This is a genomic window from Leeuwenhoekiella sp. H156, from assembly GCF_052218455.1.
Lineage (GTDB): Bacteria > Bacteroidota > Bacteroidia > Flavobacteriales > Flavobacteriaceae > Leeuwenhoekiella > Leeuwenhoekiella parthenopeia.
Genome location: NZ_CP197499.1, coordinates 2059103 through 2078226, shown reverse-complemented (window position 1 = coordinate 2078226; position 19124 = coordinate 2059103). Strand labels below are relative to the sequence as shown.

Sequence of the window (19124 nt, the reverse complement as noted above, 5' to 3'; positions counted from 1 at the left end):
TTAATTAGTAAACGATAAACTGAATGGTTTGGGTTTGCTTCTTGGTCTGACAGACCAATACGTACAACCCGGCCTGAATACCCGCAGGCATCTGAACGGTAGTGCTGGAAGCACTGGTGTAAAACGTATCGACAAGTGTGCCCTGCAGGCTGAGAATCGAGATTTTCATGTCCTTAAGCTCTTCTTTCTCAAAATCTGCAAATAAGGTAGCCGAGGCTGTGGCCAGTACCGGATTGGGTGCCATTCGTATTTTACCGCTGGCCTTCAACTCAATAGTAAATTCACAAGTGCTCAGCACATCTCCTCCTGCCGTGATAAGCTCTACGCGGTAGCTCGCAAGCGGGTCTAGCATATCTGTTGAGGCATCCCCTTCTGAGAAATACTGTTCGTTTCCAACAAGGCGACCGTTTTTATACCATCTGTAACCGGTAAAGCGGTAGTTGCCGTTAGTCTGAGGATTCTTGTTTACAACCAGGGTATTGTTGAACTTCTGTACCACGATCTCCTCAAACAGGAAGCGTTTGTGAATCTCAATCCTATACATTCTGCTCACTGTACCATCCTGAGAGGTAACTACCAGCGTGGTGCGGTAGATACCCGGTTTGGGTACCGGTATACTGAAGGTTTTCGGCATATTGCCTGTTGCATTGGCCTCTGTATCGTAAGTAACCTCCAGCGTCTGCATATCTTCCCCACAATCGATCACATAAGTGATCAATTCATCGGGATTGAGATACTCCCTGTCACCAATAGTCAGGCGGGTGATGGATGCATCTGCACTGGTCACCACAAGCTGCTGAGATACCGGTGTCGCAGGTTGGTAGTTATCGTTTCCTACCTGAGAAGCGGTGATGGTAATGGTGCCCGATTGTACCAGGCTTACAAAACCAGTTTCACTTACCATTGCCGCAGGTACATTCGAACTATAGGTGTAGCTATAGCTTACCGGTAATCCGGATGATGCCGTAGGCTCCAACTGGAAGTCGGGATCCGTTTCCAAACTTACCACAGGTAAGGCATCAAAGCTGATGGCTTGTGGGGCTTTGGTGATTTCTAGAGTTGCTGTATAGGTTACTGTATTGTAATTAGGCCTTGTAACAGTTGCAGTAAGGGCGTATATTCCTGCATCTATGCGATCATTACCTGTGTAACTTACATTAGCTCCCTGAGGCAAGTTTTCAACCAAAATTTGCTTGGGAGTGCCACTGTATACAAAGCTCTTATCCTCAAAGGTGATTCCCGTGATCGTGGCGGGAGTAATCCTCAAATCAGCGGTCAATACCAAAGGGGTAAAGTTACTTCCTGTGATCGTGGCTGTTACCTCTTGGGTGCCGACATCCGTTCTGCTATTGTTGGTGTAGCTTACTGAAGTTCCATCCGGAAGACTTCCGGTAATCGCAAGGGATTTAGCCGTGCCATCGTATACAAAGCTCTTATCTTCGAACGTGATTCCGGGGATGGTCGCCGGAGTGATCGTCAAATCGGCGGTCAATACCAAAGGGATATAGTTCGAACCGGTGATCGTAGCCGTTACCTCCTGAGTTCCTACTTCCTTTCTACTGTTGTCCACATAACTCACACTAGTTCCAATAGGAAGGCTTCCGGTAATCGCAAGGGATTTAGGATTGCCATCGTACACAAAACTCTTATCCTCAAAGGTGATTCCCGTGATCGTGGCGGGAGTAATCCTCAAATCAGCGGTCAATACCAAAGGGGTATAGTTCGAGCCGGTGATCGTGGCGGTTACCTCCTGAGTTCCTACTTCCGTTCTGCTGTTGTCCACATAACTCACACTATTTCCAATAGGAAGGCTTCCGGTAATCGCAAGGGATTTAGGATTGCCATCGTACACAAAACTCTTATCCTCAAACGTGATTCCCGTGATCGTGGCAGGAGTAATCCTCAAATCAGCGGTCAATACCAAAGGGGTATAGTTCGAGCCGGTGATCGTTGCCGTAACTTCCAGAGTGCCCACATCAGTTCTGCTGTTATTAATATAGCTCACGCTAGTTCCGGCAGGAAGACTTCCGGTAATCGCAAGGGATTTGGAAATGCCATCATACATAAAACTATCGTCCACTAAAGTTATTCCCATGATCGTGGCAGGGGTAATGATCAGGTCAGCCGCCAATACTAAGGTGGTATAGTTCGAACCGTTGATCGTGGCCGTGACCTCCTGGGTTCCCACATCTGTTCTGCTGTTGTCCGCATAACTTACACTAGTTCCAGCAGGAAGGCTGCCGGTAATCGCAAGGGATTTGGCCGTGCCATCGTATATAAAGCTGGTATCCTCAAAGGTGACTCCTATTATCGTTGCTGGTGTCACAGTCAAGTCGGCTGTCAATACCAGTGTTGTGTAGTTGTCACCGGTGATCGTTGCAGTAACCTCCTGAGTTCCCACATCCGTTCTTGAATTATCGGCATAACTTACGCTAGTTCCAGCAGGAAGGCTGCCGGTAATCGCAAGGGATTTGAAAGTACCATCGTATACAAAACTATCATTCTCAAAGGTGATTCCTGTTATCGTTGCTGGTGTGATTGTCAAATCAGCGGTTAATACCAAAGTGGTGAAGTTGCTTCCTGTGATCGTGGCTGTTACCTCCTGAGTGCCCACATCTGTTCTTGAATTATTAGTATAGCTTAAACTAGCTCCAGCAGGAAGGCTGCCGGTAATCGCAAGGGATTTGAAAGTACCATCGTATACAAAACCATCATTCTCAAAGGTGATCCCGGTAATGCTAGCCGGAGTGATCGTCAAATCAGCGGTCAATACCAAAGAGGTATAGTTCGAACCGGTGATCGTGGCTGTTACCTCCTGAGTGCCCACATCCGTTCTGCTGTTATTGGCATAGTTCACATTAGCTCCAGCAGGAAGGCTTCCGGTAATCGCAAGGGATTTGGCCGTGCCATCGTAAACAAAGCTCTTATCCTCAAACCTGATTCCGGTGATCGTGGCAGGAGTGATTGTAAGCTGAGCACTGTTAAAGGCAATAGAATAATTAGATCCTGCAAGATCACCGGCTTCAATATCGTATACTCCTACATCTTCTCCAGTTTTCCTTTTTAAAATTCCTGATAATACGCTTATATTTTCTCCATTTACAAATCCCTCTGCCGAATAAGAGAGTACAGGATCAGGGGTGCCAAAAACTTTGAACTTCCTATCAGCAGTGACGGTTAAATTAGCTTTCGTAATCTCAAAACTACCCGGAGTATAGCTGATCGTATAATTAGGCGATGCATATCCCGCTGCGGTAATTGTGTAAACACCGACATCTTCACCCGGTTCGCGTGTTAGGTTTAGGCTTCCACCCAAATCATTAGAATCATCACCATTTTCAAATCCGCTGTAGTTTGCGGTAAAGGCGGGGTCAGATTCTCCGTATACCTTGGTTTTGTTGTCAGGGGTTACTCTAAGCAGTTTAGGGTCTACCTGAATAGTAAAGCTTTTGGAATCACTGAAAAAGTTGGTCGTGCCGGGCAGGTTTATTTCAACATTTATGGTACCCGTGCCTACAAAGGAGAGGGTTTGATCTGTAATGTTGACCAGCGCATTTCCTGAAGTAACACTCCAAATTATGTCATTTGCACTCCCATCCCAGTTGCTCGTATCAAAAGTCAGCCTCTCAGAAGCACCATATATTCGCTTAAGCGTTTCCCCTGTTCCTACTGTCTCGCCACCTAGGGCCACGCTCCAGTCCGGGAGACTTTTGTTGAATTTGATCACAAGCCTTACAGCATCGCTGAGTATACCACGTTCATCTTTGGCTACAATATCTATATTACGGTCTTGGCCTGGAGCAGTCGCTACAGGCCCTGTATAGGCATAGAAAACCCTACGTAATACGGCTTGATAAGTTGCAATTGAAGCCAAGCCACTAAGTCTGAGAGTACCGGTTGATCTATTAATATTTGTGCTAATTCCATTACCCAAAGCAAAATTTGAATCCATCGCCGAAAGCCATAATTCATCGGAGGTGCCCCCGGGGCGTGCTGCAAAGGTGAAGCTGACGCCAGATAGCGTAGCTGAATCTTCATCACTTAAGATAGCACCTGCTGCTACAAGAAGTTCGCTGCCAACAGGAGCATAGCGCACTATTTTAGTGCTTAGCGCTATTACAGGTTTTTTAGTGGAGGTGATCACCACATTTTGGGTTTGCGTACTGAAATTGCCTGCAGCATCCGTATACGTCCACGTAACCAACGTATTTTCAGTAATCGGAAAAACAGCATCGTGGGTCACCGTCACGTTCGCTGTACAATTGTCTGTAGCGCCGGGAGGCGTCAGTTCCGTTACTTGAGCCTCTGCCGTGACCTCGGGTAAGCTTACCATATCCGGAACGGGTGCGCTAAGGTCTTTGATCATCACATTTTGAGTTTGTGTACTGAAATTGCCTGAAGCATCGGTATAGGTCCAGGTCACCAGCGTATTTTCAGTGATCGGAAAAACAGCATCGTGGGTCACCGTAACGCTTTTTGTACAGTTGTCTGTTGCGGTAGGTGGTGTCAATTCGGTTACGGTGCATGCTGCGGTAACCTCGGGTAAGCTTGCCACATCCGGCACGGGTGCGCTAAGGTCTTTGATAGCCACATTTTGGGTTTGCGTACTGAAATTTCCTGAAGCATCCGTATACGTCCAGGTCACCAGCGTATTTTCAGTAATCGGAAAAACAGCATCGTGGGTCACCGTAACGCTTTTTGTACAGTTGTCTGTTGCGGTAGGCGACGTCAATTCGGTTATGGCACATGCTGCGGTGACCTCAGGTAAGCTTGCCACATCCGGCACGGGTGCGCTAAGGTCTTTGATAGCCACATTTTGGGTTTGCGTACTGAAATTGCCCGAAGCATCCGTATACGTCCACGTAACCAGCGTATTTTCAGTAATCGGAAAAACAGCATCGTGGGTCACCGTCACGCTTTCTGTACAGTTGTCTGTTGCGGTAGGTGGTGTCAATTCGGTTACGTTGCATGCTGCGGTGACCTCAGGTAAGGTAACCACATCCGGCACGGGTGCGCTAAGGTCTTTAATGACCACATTTTGCGTTTGCGTACTGAAATTGCCTGAAGCATCCGTATACGTCCACGTAACCAGCGTATTTTCAGTAATCGGAAAAACAGCATCGTGGATCACCGTAACGCTTTTTGTACAGTTGTCTGTTGCGGTAGGTGGTGTGAGTTTGGTTATGGCACATGCTGCGGTAACCTCAGGTAAGCTTGCCACATCCGGCACGGGTGGTGTTTTATCATCTGTACACCCTGCCGTTTCACAGCCTGGGCCACCATCTGTAATCGTCCAGCCGAAGGATTCTATTAATTTAGTCCTGCCGGGTTCTCCCAGACAAAACTTGCTGTTACCTGCACTAAAAACCACATCGCTTTTTAAATCCAAATTGCTCCAGGTGTTTAAAAGCTTATCGTAATTTTCTTCTGATAGCGTGACTCCATCAAACATCCCCTCCATATTGGTAACCTTACTCACATCCCATTGGCTAAAATCGTAATCCAGGCTTGTGGCTCCAGTAAACATATTTGTAAGGTCGCTGCAGAACCTTAAATTTGGGACATCTTTAGCATTGATCACCAGGTTGGAACAACCGTTAAATGCATTATTCATGGTAGACCAAGCGTGTTTTCCCCATTGTTCAATCGACACAATTTTATCTTTATCTGGAGAATTTTTAAAAGATAGTTCAAGCTCAAAAGCTTCTATGACAATAGTGTGGATTCCCGGTTTAGCAAACGTATGTATTCTTCCATTGGAATTCGTTTCAACATAAGAGTGTACTTTGTAATCAATAATACCATCATTGTCCCAGTCAATGAAATAAAAATAGCCATCACCTATTAAAGGAAGCGTTATCCTCTCATTGACTGTAGTGGTTCGCCATGTGGTTACAAAATAATCAGGGTTGTAACCGTATTCATACGGACCTAAGTCAATTTGACCAAGAGTACGTGTTTTACCATCCAAGTCTTTGTCTAAATCATTATAGCTTTTATCTCCTGCATCCTTAACGATTCCTAGTTGCGCGTGGAAATCCCCAGCTGTTGTAGGTAAAGCTGCTGTCGTAAAATCAATGCCTTTAACAAAAAGAGGGTCTTCATTTGCAACAATGCCCGAACTGCTTATGTTTGCCACCAAACTAGTTGCATAAGTCGCATTTCCTAAAATAGAAGCCTGGGGCGCAGTAGTGGTGCCTTGAGCCCGGTTGTTCCAAATAATGCTGTTTTTGACGGATAAAGTACCCCCTGCGATATTGGAAATTGCACCCCCCTCTGTTGCCGCACTATTACCTGATAAGGTACAGTTGATCAAAGTCATCTTTGACATATCGTTATAAAGAGCCCCACCGCTATCTGCCGTATTTCCCGAAAAAATGCAGTTGATAAACTCCACTTCCGCATTGATGCTAAAAAATGCCCCCCCTGCTAAACTTGCCGAATTTCCGGAAAAAATACAGTTTCTAAAGGAGGAAGATGAAAAGCAGCCTACCCCACCCCCAACACTGGTTTCGTAACTAGCACCATTGGAATTACCTCCCGAAATGGTAAACCCATCCATTAAAAAAGGCAGGGCACTTAATGAGGTTACCACCGTATATGCATTATCGGCACGGTTCAAACCGGCCTGATCATTCTTTTGCAAGTCCCCGCTCAGAATAGTGGGATTATTGGCATAATCCCTTTGATCCAAGTTGGTTTCATTCCCTGAAAAACCTCCATAGATGGCAACTTCATTGCCTAACAAAAATGTAGCCTGCCGGTCATTATCGGTTTGGTTTGTTCCTTCATCCGGGTAATAGGTACCGCCCGCAACCCATATTTGTTTTCCAGTATAACAGGCAGAGCCATCCAGCAGAGCCAGCGCAGAATTCAAATACTTTTTAGCGGTGGCCCAGCTTCGGCCATCCCCACTATCATCGGCCTGGTTTGCATTTACATAGATGGTTGATTTGTTTATGAAAATACTGGTAATGCTGTAATTTAAAGAAACGACATTTTGATTGCCCGATGCATCTGTAGCCACGACTTCCTTGACCACGGTTGTACCCACATCTGAGCAGGTCACCGTAAACGGTTCTGCCTGTACCACACTGATCACCCCACAATTATCCACAAAATTTAATTCGGGTGGTGTAATGGTTAACGAGGTACGGGTTCCTAAATCTATCATCCCAAAGTCAGGGGCATTGATTATAGATGAAGTTGCACGTGTAATAGTAGGTGCAAAAGTATCGACCACCGTCACCTGTGCAGAACAACTATCGGTATTTCCATTTCCGTCTTTAACCGTTAAAACGATGGTGTTTTCACCTAAATCAGCACAGGTAAATGTTTGCTTTGAGACGGTCATTTCCTTTATAAAAAGATCATCTGTTGAACCACCATCTATAGCTGTGGGATCTAGAGTTGCCTGCCCGTTAACACCTGAAGCAAATCCTATACTGCCATCATTGGTTATATAACTTCCCTGCCCTAACAACAGGCTTGTGTTTTTACAGATTGCAACCGGAGGCTGGGTATCGTAATTAACCTGATAGACTACGGTTCCGTTTTGGGAATTGGTAACAAGACCACCTTCCTTGAACGAGGAGTTTGTAAATTCTGGATCGACATAAGAAGAACCGCCGCCGCCGCCGCGTTCAGGACTACCGGCGCCGCCGCCATCATAGCCCCCACCGCCGCCACCGGCACCAAATAAGCTCCACATACGTTCTGAACAGCTTGAACGAAAAGAATCTCTAAGCCACGGACCTCCGGCTCCACCCCCGCTATATCCGGTTCCTCCACGACTACGATCCCTTGTTTCAGTTTTGGAACAGCCTGGTATCTGAAATGGAAAGTCTTGATTGCAGTTGGGACCGGAATAAAAAATTCCTTCCGGATGATAGCCTCCCCATCCACCATCGCTGGCTGCCTTTCCGGTAATATCCCCACTATGAATGCCTGTATTTAGTCCAGAAATTCCCGAAAGCCCACCTCCTCCTCCCGCATATACACTCAATATATCTGAGGAATGACCAGCTATATTGTCAATAACTATTCGTGTGTTGCTTCCGGTAGTACCATTTTCACCCGGCTTTCCTGAACTTTCACAAGAGGTGGCATGACCTGCAGTAGCTACACCTCCCGGTCTTCCTGAGGATTGATAGATCTCTACGGCACAGCCACCGCCACCGCCGCCTGCAAGCGCTAATAAAGTACCGTTATGGTCAACCAGAGCTGTAGATGCGCCGCCGCCGCCGCTTGCTATAATTGGATGGGAATCGGTTTCCCCATGTTTACCCTGGTAAAAGAAGATTTTTTTTCCCTCGTTTTCAGGTGTTATGAGCATCGTAAAGGTCACCGTTCCTCCCTCTCCCCCTTGTGCGACACGGTCTGTAAACGTACCATCCCAGGTTGCTGCACCCCCATCACCTCCTTTAAGGGTAAACGTGATACTTGCCGCCCCGGTGCTCAGCAGGGGTATGACGGCTGTTGCCGTAGAGCGTACCCGTATAGATGCATTTTCAAATTTAATAGCGGTTTGTGCGGTATTGGTCAAAGTGCCATTGTCTGAATAGGTAGTGACCTGGGCAAAACTTAGCTGAGCAATTAGACAGCAAATACAAAAAAACAGGGTAGACTTCCTCATAATCAATAGGTCTGTTTAAAAACCTCAAAATTATTGAGAGGACAGTCGCGATAAAATACGTAGCTGATGCAAATAATACGTAGGCTACGTAGGTTTTGTCAGGATAGTTACAGGCTGTTTATGATCTCGGTATGGGAGTTGATCCAGACCGATAGGGTGTTGGCCACAGGCTCCAGTTCTAATTTGGCAATGATGTTTGTCCGGTGCTTTTCAACCGTGCGTTTAGAAATACTCAAGGCCTCACAAATCTCCATAGAGGTCTTATTTTGGGCAATCAACCGGATGATGGTACGCTCTGAAGGGGTAAGTAAACTTATCTTTTTCAACTCCTCGTTGGCCATGGTTTCAAAATCATCATCAAAAGACTTGCTGTAGTAATTATTGCCTTTCATCACCTCGGCTATACATACAGCGATTTCTTCAAAGCTGTCCTCTTTTAACAGGTAGCCCTGTACACCCACTGTTTTGGCCTGTACGACAAAACCTTTTTGCTTATGATAGGACATCATAATAAAACGGGTTTTTAATTGCTCGTCTTTTAAACGGGTTATTACTTCAAAACCATTTAAAAAAGGCATTTCAATATCCAAAAAGGCGATATCGGGGTTATGCGTATGTATAGCTTCAAGCGCCGAGGTTCCGTTAGTTGCAGTAGCCACTACATTATATCCCGCCTGCTCCAGTTCTTGTTGCAGCCCGGTCAACATTAAGGGATGGTCATCTGCCAGTACTAAAGAAAGCTTGGGTATAGCCATAGCATTAAAACTTAACAATTATAAGGGTATTGAGACTTTCAGGCACGTTCCTTTTTTGGTTTCTGCCTGTACTTCTAAGTGCGCCTTAATGATCTTACAGCGCTCCTGAATTGATTTTATACCTAAACTTTTACCGGAAGCCGCGACTTCTTTATAATCGAAACCTATTCCGTTGTCCTCTACAGTGAGGCTTACCCCATTTTTCTCTTTTAAAACGCTTACACCAATTGCTTTGGCTTTTGCGTGCTTGATGCTATTTTGTAAAGTTTCCTGAAGGATTCTATAGAGGTGAAGGGCTTGTTCTTCGTTTAGAACATCATCCACAAAAGTGATCTCTGTGGTAAAAAACAGTTCTGTTGTTGCATCCAGGTCGTCAACAAGCTCCTGGGCGGCCTTTGTAAAACCCAACCTTTTGAGCACTACCGGGTACAGGTTGTGAGAAATGGCGCGTATATTGGCCAGGGTATCTGTGGCCAGGTCCTGCATAAAAACATCTCTGGTACTTTTTGCCTTACGTGTAAGCAGCATCAGTTGCTGGCCTACACCATCATGCAACTCCATGGCCACCCGGTTACGCTCCTGCTCTTGTGAGGATATTACATACTGCGAAAATTCCTCATTCTGCTTTTGGGCTTTTTTAGCAAAGCTTCTGGAACGCAATACACTGAAGAAAGCGAAGGCAAAAACCAATCCCAAGCCACCAAAAATAAGCCATTGCCTTTGCAACTTCTTTTGCGCCTGCAACAACTCAATGTTCGTTTGTTGCGCAGCTATTTTTGAATCCCTCTTTTCTGTTTCATAAAGGGTTTGATAATAACTTAAAATCCGGGCTTTTTGAATGTTGGTTATAGAATCTTTTAGGTGTGTGTAGTTTGCATAATGCTTAAATGCCTGCCCTTCATCACCAAGCAATTTATACACTTTAGAAAGAAAGTGATCGGCTTCCTGAATCTCCTCATATTCCTTGCTTTCCTGTTTCAGTTTGAGGTAAGCCGTTCCATAATTCAGTGCCTTTTGATAGTCTTTTTCGGCAAATGCCAAACGTTTTTTTGCATCTAAATAGAAGGCTTCATTAAAACCGGTTATCTGGTCAGGCTCGCGCTCTAATTCGGTCATTAGTTTATTAGCCTTGGCTAAACTATCATTCTCGGCATAGGCCCCTATTAAGCCAAACGTCAATATGGGTTTAAAAAAATCCTGGTACTCTGATGTTTCGTTTGAGGATAAAGCCTGTTTTAAATAAGCAATGCGTTTGTGTTGCTCCCCCATCTTATTGGCACTGGCCGCTGCGTTATAAAAAATAGAGGGTAAACTGGGATATTTCTTATAGGCTTCCGCCAGGCTGATCAGTTCGTTGCGCTCTTTGGTCTCTTCATCATAAAACCCGTTTTTCCCATACAAAATGGTCATCGAATTTTTGGCATTGATCCAATTCAGTGTATCCTTATCCTTTTGAAAATAACCTATGGCCTCCTGAAGGGTAAGGGAGGCTTTACCAAACTCCCCTTTATCAACATATACAATCCCTTTTCCCAGTTTCGAAAGTCCCTTCAGGGGAGTATTCCTGCTTTTGGCATAGTGAAATGCACTGTCAAAATTAGAAAGGGACTCTTCAAATTCCCCCGAATAATACTGCAGGTCAGCCAGCTCAAAATAAAATTGCCCCAACACTTCTTTATCCTTCACCGATTTTAAAAGTGGAATGGTATTGGGGATAAGGGCTTTTGCCCGGGCCGCGTCTTCATATTTAAAGAGATTGATCAGATTAGCGGTATGTTTTACCGCGACATCGTAGTCCTGTATCTTGTTTGCAAGTTCAATGGTCGCATATAAAAGCGAGTCATTGCTTCGGTTTAAAGAACTTAAACTGTCCAGCTCCTTAAGCCTATTTTTAGTTTTGGAAGAAGTATTCTGGGCATTTGTACTTGGGATACAAAGCATACTAAATAAAAGGAAAAAGAAAAAACAAGGTATGATCCTCATTACAACGCAACTAATTTAGTTGTAAAACTAACTTTTTCTTCAGCTTTATAAAATAATAAAGTCACTTTGTGCTCCAAAAGTAACCTTACTTTCTGATCGCAGTAGAAGGCCAATTTAATATGAAATGCGCGTAAACCTTTCACATTTACTTATTTCATCTTGAGCTAATCCTTTTTTGCTCAATTGATATTGTATTGTAGATCAAAACGCATACGGGATTTAGTGTTTCATTTACTTCCTCCAGAGCCGTCGCAATACCTTTTTTGATAGTTATTACCTTCGGGATTCTAAATTAAAAGAGGGCTATAAATAGGAAGGCAAAGCCGACCGGTTTATGCGCCCGACTAATTTAGAATCCTGTACTTTTCCTATCAAAAAAGGTATGCTTTCTGGAGGGCATCAAAAAGAAAATAAATCAAGAAAGTAAAAGATAGGGCTATTTCAAAATAGGATGACCCGGCGAACTCAGGCCAAAATGGCTAACCCAATCGGGCACTAAAAAATTAACATTTTTGGCCTGTGTTCAAGACCTTTTGGACGAACCTCTTTCCGCGAAACGTAGTGTAGGGGAATGTGGTGAGGACTACCTAAAATATCCTTCTTTACCCCTATCTAAATAGGATTTGTCGCAAAAATCTGCATGTTTACAGGGTTTAAAAGCACATTTGTCGCAAATCGTACAAAATCAAGCAGAAAAAATAATCTTAAGACCCTGAAATAAAATGAGTTATAAATCTGTAACATCGCGCAGCGTGTTACCCTCTTGCTACTCATTTTATATTCGCTACGCTACTAAAAATGGCAGCTTTTTCCTTCGATGCTATCAATTTTGTATGAATATTTAGTATACTCATTCCTATTTCATTTGTGAAAATATTTAATATGCATTTAAAAATAATCTTTCAAATTTTACTGTACAGTTCAGGATGTTGGCTTCCTAAACTCTTTGAAATGACACGAATGAAGCAGGCTCATTATCATCTTTTCTATGTCAGTTTCTTTATCTTCTTTAAGACTCAAAAGCGCTTCAGTTTTTAGCCTCCACCCGTTCTATCTTACGCTCTAAATAATCCATATCATCTCCTAATTTTCGCTCAACAACCTTAGCGTAGATCTGTGTGGTAGATAATTTTTTATGTCCTAAAATCTTAGAAACGGTTTCTATGGGCATGCCGTTGGATAATGCTACTGTTGTAGCGAAAGTATGTCTGGCTAAATGAAAAGTAACATCCTGATGAATTTCACACAATTCAGCGATTTCTTTCAGATATTGATTTACCTTCTGATTAGAAATTTTAGGCAATAAGGTTTGGGTAATTTCACAAGCTTTATCATTTTTATATTTATCCAGAATCGTGATAGCCTTCTTTAAAAGTGGAACTTTAACTGAGTTGCCATTTTTCATTCTTCGCGTTACAATCCAAAGTTTTCCGTTTAAGCCTATAGTCAGATTATCAGGCTTCAATAATACGAGATCCCCATAACTTATTCCTGTATAACAACTGAAAATAAATAAGTCCTTCACTCGTGCGAGTCGGTTGGATTTAAGCTCAATCTTTTCAATTTTTTTAAAGTTTTCTGCGGATAAAAAAGTTCGTTCCCGAGGCTCCAAAGTGGACTTAAAATTAAGAAAGGGGTTTTTGTTGATCCATTCTAAACGATAGGCTAAAGAGACCATTTTCTTTAGCCGTTGTATATGCTTCATCACCGCGTTATGCTGTAAATTTCCATTATGAGTGTTTGATTTAGTTATTCTTAGAAAATTGTCGAACCTCAGAACAAAGCTATAGTCCAATTCCTGCAGGTAATAATCTGTCCTATTGTATTCCTTTTTGAGGAACTTGCGCACATAATTCTGGCTGGTTATATAGAGCCGTGAAGTATTAGGGCTTAATTTGGAAAAGCAGGTAGTGTTGTGGTATTCAAATATATCTTCCAAGGAATAGAGTTTTCCTTCTTCTCCAAAGTATTTCTTTTTTATATTCTCAACTGTTCTAAGCTTGCCTTCAATGCGTAATTCCTGATAGCATTGAAAGAGCCTTGAATATTCCTGATCCAAAAATTCATTGAATTCCAACGAAAAAGCATCTGTTCCTGTTAATCGCTGGGCCCGAGAATTCCACAAAGAGAGGATTACCTTTCGCTTTAAACTGATGTTCAGTTTCTTGTTATCAACACATATACGGGCGTATACCGGTGCTTCCCCATTTTTGGCTCTTTGCTCATAGACCCAAAACAGGACTGAAAATGTTGAAGTAGTTCTCATGATTTGACGTGTTTAAATGAAACATGTTTGCGAAAGTCAAATCAGTGATATGTAGATAAAAGACTAAATCAATCGATAATTTTTGTTGACAAAATGTTGACGATCTGCGCGACAAAAAGCACAAATTCAATTAAAATCAAAAAATGTCAAAAAATATTAAAACGCTGTTTATCATTATATTAACGTTTATTTGATGTAGTCTAAAACCTACTTTGTAGCCTCACCAGGAATCGAACCTGGATCTAAAGTTTAGGAAACTTCTATTCTATCCGTTGAACTATGAGGCCAATTTGTATGTTACATTACTTCCCTAAAAATCTAAAGTTTAGGACCCCGACGCTTCGGGGCCTTTCTATCCATTGAACCACGAGGCCGTTTGCTAGATCGAATTTAGGATTTCTGCGGCTTTTAGCAAGTCTTTTTCTGCTTTTGCAAAACAAAACCGAAGCAAATGATCATCGCGGTGGTTTACATTAAATACCGAAACCGGTATACTCGCGAGTTTATGTTCGCGGGTTAGGCGTTTGGCAAAATCAACTGCGGGCTCGTCGGTAATGGCACTGTAATCCATGATCTGAAAGTACGCACCTTCTGCCGGAGTATAAGTAAAACGGCTTTGATTTAATGCATTTAGAAACGTATCCCGCTTAGCCTGATAAAACTCAGATAAGCCCAAATAATGCTTCGGTTCTTCCAGGTATTGCGCCAAGGCAATTTGGGTAGGATGGTGAATGCTGAAAACCAGATTTTGATGTACTTTTCTAAATTCCCGCATCAAGTCTTTTGGAGCCAGACAGTAACCCATTTTCCAACCCGTGGTGTGAAAGGTTTTTCCAAAAGAAGCCGTGATCAACGCCCGCTCGGCAATGCCGGGATAGGAAGCTGCACTCCGGTGAACTCTTCCGTCAAAAACCATATGCTCATATACCTCGTCGCTTAATATCAAAATGTTAGTATCCCTAACAATCGATTCTAACTGCTTTAAATCAGCATCTTTAAAGACCATTCCGCCTGGATTATGCGGGTTGTTGATGATGATCATTCGGGTTTTTGAGGTGATCGCATTGGCAACGGCATTCCAATCGATTTGTAGGTAAGGTGCTTCCAGCTGAACGGGAACCGGAGTAGCTCCCTGCAACTTGATGGTTGGTTCATAACTGTCAAAAGCAGGCTTGAGCACGATGACTTCATCTGCGGGATGTACAAATGCCGTAATCGCCACATAAAGTGCTTCCGAGGCACCTACAGTCAGATTGATTTCGTGTTCGGGATCGTAAATTTTTCCCCGTAAATCAGCAATAAGTTCGCTAATCTTTTCGCGTAAGCGTAAATGACCCGCAGGCGGCGCGTATTGATTGTAGCCGTCTCGCATAGCTTTACTCACCAAATCAATCAATACCGGGTCTGGTGAGAAACCCGGAAAACCCTGAGACAGGTTAAGCGCATTATGCTCAACAGCAAGGCCGGTCATTTCAGCAAATATCGAAGCCTGATCGCCCGGAAGTTTACTCTGCATCCTCTTTTCTGAAATGGTCGGCCACCGCCTCAAGTTCCTCGTACCATGCTTCACCAAACTTACGGATCAGAGCATCTTTGGTAAACTTGTAAACCGGCACCTGGAGTTCTTTACCCAGTGTGCAGGCATCGTCACAAATAGGCCATTTGTGGTAATTTACCGCGGTAAATTTGGAATACTCCTGCAAACGCACGGGGTATAAATGACAGGAAATGGGTTTTCTAAAATCTACCTCGCCGGCATTATACGCATCTTCGATACCGCAGGAAGCCACGCCATCTTTGGTAAAGGTAACGTAAGCGCACTCTGCACCGTTTACCAGCGGGGTCTCGAGTTCGTCAAGATCGGTTTTGATATGCGTACCCTGCTCTTCGATGGCTTTAATCCCTTCGGGTCTTAAAAACGGCTTCACCTTAGGGTAAATAGCTTTTAAAATAGCAATCTCATCGGGCTCGAGGGGCGCACCTGCTTCTCCGGCAATACAACATTCGCCTTTACAGGCTGAAAGATTACACACAAAATCCTTCTGTATGACTTCTTCTGAAACTATGGTTTTATCTATCTGAAACATGCCGCAAAGATACGTTTTAGGTGAGAATACTTATATTACTTAAAGCTTAAGTATAACCCGGCAAATACCACAACTTAACCAAAGTATAATTATCCGGAATTTGTTTCAGTTTAAGTTTGACTTTACGAGATTAAGTATTTGTTAAATCTAAACCCAAAACTGATTAATATTCAAAGAAATAGCCGTAATTTTGCGCCCTCAAAAAAAGAAGCACAGGTATGAACTTCGACATTAAAGAAATCGCAACGGCAACCATGATTTTGTTTGCCATTATTGACATCATAGGCAGTATCCCTATTATCATTGGCTTACGCGAAAAAGTAGGCCACATTCAGAGTGAGAAAGCTTCTATTGTAGCGGCAGCACTTATGGTTATGTTTCTGTTTATCGGGAAAGAAATTCTGAATCTTATAGGTATTGATGTAAACTCATTTGCCGTTGCCGGGGCATTTATCATCTTCTTTATCGCCCTCGAAATGATTTTAGGAATTCAATTGTATAAAGATGATGCGCCCGAAACCGCCAGTGTGGTACCTCTGGCTTTTCCGCTTGTGGCAGGCGCAGGTACGATGACGTCCCTGCTTTCGCTTCGCGCTGAATACGAGGTTGAAAACATCATCGTTGCCATAATTATCAATATTTTGTTTGTGTATCTGGTTCTGAAAGCTTCAGGAAAAATCGGAAAAATTCTGGGAAAACAGGGAATTAGCATCATACGCAAAATCTTTGGCGTAATTTTGCTGGCAATGGCGGTAAAGCTGTTTACCACAAATATTCAAGGACTATTCTAAAGATCTGAATACAAATAAGCCTTCAGCTCAACACCGCACGGAACCGCAATACGTTAACTATGAAAATTGCTCTTTATATCTTGCTGGGATTGGCCGGCGCGCTACTTATTTTTAACCTTACCAAAATTGACTATGCCGCACCCCTGGCGGAAGACAGTATGGTCGCTGTCATTTCGGTAGCAGCTTGCCTGTGTGCAGCTTTATTACTGGTCATTTTGATGCTTTCGCGAAAAATTGCCGAAAAAAACAGAAAAGCACGTTCTGCAAAACGCTAATTGCGCCTACAGTAAGGAGACTAGTGTGGGATTGAAGAATTCATAAACAATCCCTACAACAAAAGTGGCTATAGCCAGAATAAGGAACAGCTTGTGCAGCCTTTGAAAAAAGAGGGTTCGCTTCAGCTTTCTGCGCAGTGACTTATCGCTTATTTTTTTCATCTGTTCTTTTATCTCCCGTCTCGAGAGGTAAAACGGACTCACCGAAATCCCGTTTGAGATGAGGATGCCGGCACTGTTATCAAGCAAACGAAAAACAGCAGCGATGCAAAACACGAAAATAGATGCGATGATAATCATATCAACTACGACTTAACTCCTTAATTTTAGCAATGGCAGGATCTTCATCGTTAATCAGCTTTTCATAAATAGTATTACCAAAAAGCTGTTGAGCCATCACGGCTTTAATATAACGCTTTAAATCGTTTTTGTAATCTTTTATCCGGATTTTTAAATTACGGTCATTGAGATATCCTACGAAAGCGGTCACATCTGCATCGGTAATCTCGACGTCCTGCTCAAAAGTCGCATACGAAAGACTGTTGTAATACACGCGGCGTTTCTCAAGCAACTCAAAAACAAAACGCGACATAGCACCCGAGCGCAACGCGTAGATGATGGCTTCTTTCTCGTAATTGGTATCCTTCGGTATAAAAACATCAGGAATAATACCGCCGCCGCCGTACACCACTTTCCCTTTTGGGGTCACATACCTTAAACTGTCTGCCGTGCTGATGCTGTCTACACTTTGCATCTCCCCGTTTTTATAGCGTTTCAGGTAGTCTTCATAATACGCCTGATTACCCTCATCATAAGGGCGCTGTATGCTTCTTCCGGTAGGCGTGTAATAACGGGCAATGGTAAGACGCACAGCGCTGCCGTCTCCAAGATCCATTTCACGCTGCACAAGTCCTTTACCAAAAGACCTTCTTCCCACAATAACACCGCGGTCGTTATCCTGCAGGGCACCGGCTACGATTTCACTGGCAGAGGCCGAGTTCTCGTTGATGAGTACGTAAACCTGTCCCGTCTCAAAATCGCCCTCACCCGTTGCAAAGGTGTTTTCAATCTTTCCGGTTTTATTTTTGGTAAATAAAATAAGCTTGTCATCTTCCAGAAATTCGTCTGCTACTTTTTCTGCTGCCGAAATATAACCTCCCGGGTTTCCGCGCAAATCAAGAACCAGTTCTTTGGCGCCCTTTCGTTTTAAATTCTGCAAGGCGGTGTGAAATTCGTCAGGAGTACTTTCCGCGAAGCGATTAACCTTGATATAGCCCAACGTATCGGTGAGCATATAGAACGCGTCAACACTCTTAAGCGGCACCACATCGCGTTTTACTTTAAAATTGAGCAGATTATCTGTTCCGGGTCTGAGCACGGTAAGATTTACAAGCGTACCCGCCTTACCTTTGAGCTGGTTCACAACCGTATCGCTTATGACGGTGCGACCGGTAAGCGACTTCCCGTCGGCAGCTATGATGCGATCTCCACCCCGAATGCCCACTTTTTCACTGGGGCCACCGGGCAGCGCACGGGTAACGGTTATGGTATCGTTATAATCGTAAAAGCTTATACCAATACCTACAAAATCACCCTTCATACTTTCGGTGATTTCCTGAAGCTCGCTTGGAGGAATATAAACCGAGTGCGGATCGAGATTTTCTAATATTCCGTTTACCGTAACGTCAACAATACTGTCTGTATTTATAGGATCTACATACTCATAATCGATGTAGTCAATAAGCCGGTTAAGCTTTTCCTTTTTTGAATTTCCGCCTAAAATCGTTGAAGATGCAGCGCCATAATTGAGTTTACTACCAATAGCGATGCCTATCACAACTGCGATGCAGAAAAAAATGGGCAGGTACTTTTTTTGATAGCCTCCCATTACGCGTCAATGTTTTCTATACACACCACATCTACTCCGGCTTTTCGTAAAAAATCAATTCCGCTGGGATCTTTATAGCCTACGTGATAAACCACACGTTTGATCCCGGCCTGATGCACCAGTTTGCTGCATTCGGGACAGGGCGAAAGCGTGATGTATAAGGTAGCTCCGTTACAGGATTGGGTGGAAGAGGCAACTTTTAAAATGGCATTTGCCTCGGCGTGAAGCACATACCATTTGGTATAGCCTTCGTCATCCTCGCAAATATTTTCAAAACCGGTAGGTGTACCGTTGTACCCGTCTGAAATGATCATTTTATCCTTTACAATAAGTGCCCCAACCTGCTTGCGCTGACAATAGGAAAGTTTAGCCCATTCCCGGGCCATACGTAAGTATGCAATATCGTATTTGAGCTGTTTGTCTTTTGTAATTGAAGGCATAAAT

At 43.5% G+C, this 19124-nt stretch carries 11 protein-coding genes and 1 tRNA gene; 2 read left to right on the top strand and 10 right to left on the bottom strand.

Translation table 11 applies throughout. From position 1 onward, the window contains the following. Positions 1-4 precede the first annotated feature (4 nt). From ACSSS3_RS09070 to ACSSS3_RS09040, 7 genes are all read right to left on the bottom strand, one after another. The gene (locus tag ACSSS3_RS09070) at positions 5-8635 is read right to left on the bottom strand and encodes an MBG domain-containing protein (RefSeq protein ID WP_442847295.1); all 8631 of its coding nucleotides are present in this window, start codon (positions 8633-8635) and stop codon (positions 5-7) included. 107 nt (positions 8636-8742) lie between these two features. Next, positions 8743-9390 (bottom strand): response regulator, encoded by a 648-nt coding sequence (locus tag ACSSS3_RS09065; RefSeq protein ID WP_442847294.1) that lies wholly within the window; start codon positions 9388-9390, stop codon positions 8743-8745. 18 nt (positions 9391-9408) lie between these two features. Further along, positions 9409-11331, bottom strand: coding sequence for an ATP-binding protein (locus ACSSS3_RS09060; RefSeq protein ID WP_442847293.1), 1923 nt, complete (start codon positions 11329-11331; stop codon positions 9409-9411). Between the two features lie 1069 nt (positions 11332-12400). Next, positions 12401-13639: a site-specific integrase gene (locus ACSSS3_RS09055; RefSeq protein WP_442847292.1), complete on the bottom strand. Its 1239-nt coding sequence runs from the start codon at positions 13637-13639 to the stop codon at positions 12401-12403. A 215-nt stretch (positions 13640-13854) separates the two neighbouring features. After that, positions 13855-13926: transfer RNA gene (locus ACSSS3_RS09050), tRNA-Arg, on the bottom strand. A 92-nt stretch (positions 13927-14018) separates the two neighbouring features. Continuing rightward, a complete protein-coding gene (locus ACSSS3_RS09045; protein ID WP_442847291.1) occupies positions 14019-15155 on the bottom strand; it encodes a methionine aminotransferase in 1137 nt (378 codons plus the stop codon). Then, positions 15145-15726 (bottom strand): DUF3109 family protein, encoded by a 582-nt coding sequence (locus ACSSS3_RS09040; RefSeq protein WP_442847290.1) that lies wholly within the window; start codon positions 15724-15726, stop codon positions 15145-15147. The genes ACSSS3_RS09045 and ACSSS3_RS09040 overlap by 11 nt, the downstream gene beginning before the upstream one ends. Positions 15727-15944: 218 nt before the next feature. On the opposite strand from ACSSS3_RS09040, the gene ACSSS3_RS09035 reads away from it, so the two are divergent. Further along, positions 15945-16517 carry a MarC family protein gene (locus ACSSS3_RS09035; RefSeq protein ID WP_228228625.1) on the top strand — a complete coding sequence of 191 codons (573 nt, stop codon included), beginning with the start codon at positions 15945-15947 and terminating at the stop codon, positions 16515-16517. 59 nt (positions 16518-16576) lie between these two features. Next, complete coding sequence (locus ACSSS3_RS09030; RefSeq protein WP_442847289.1) at positions 16577-16792, top strand: hypothetical protein; 216 nt, start codon at positions 16577-16579, stop codon at positions 16790-16792. Between the two features lie 6 nt (positions 16793-16798). Here ACSSS3_RS09030 and ACSSS3_RS09025 read toward each other — a convergent pair whose 3' ends face one another. The 3 genes from ACSSS3_RS09025 to ACSSS3_RS09015 are packed head-to-tail and all read right to left on the bottom strand — an operon-like array spanning position 16799 to position 19120. Next, positions 16799-17092 (bottom strand): hypothetical protein, encoded by a 294-nt coding sequence (locus ACSSS3_RS09025; RefSeq protein WP_228228623.1) that lies wholly within the window; start codon positions 17090-17092, stop codon positions 16799-16801. Position 17093: 1 nt separating this feature from the next. Next, the gene (locus ACSSS3_RS09020; RefSeq protein ID WP_442847288.1) at positions 17094-18680 is read right to left on the bottom strand and encodes a S41 family peptidase; all 1587 of its coding nucleotides are present in this window, start codon (positions 18678-18680) and stop codon (positions 17094-17096) included. Then, complete coding sequence (locus ACSSS3_RS09015; protein WP_262908920.1) at positions 18680-19120, bottom strand: deoxycytidylate deaminase; 441 nt, start codon at positions 19118-19120, stop codon at positions 18680-18682. The genes ACSSS3_RS09020 and ACSSS3_RS09015 overlap by 1 nt, the downstream gene beginning before the upstream one ends. Positions 19121-19124: the final 4 nt, after the last annotated feature.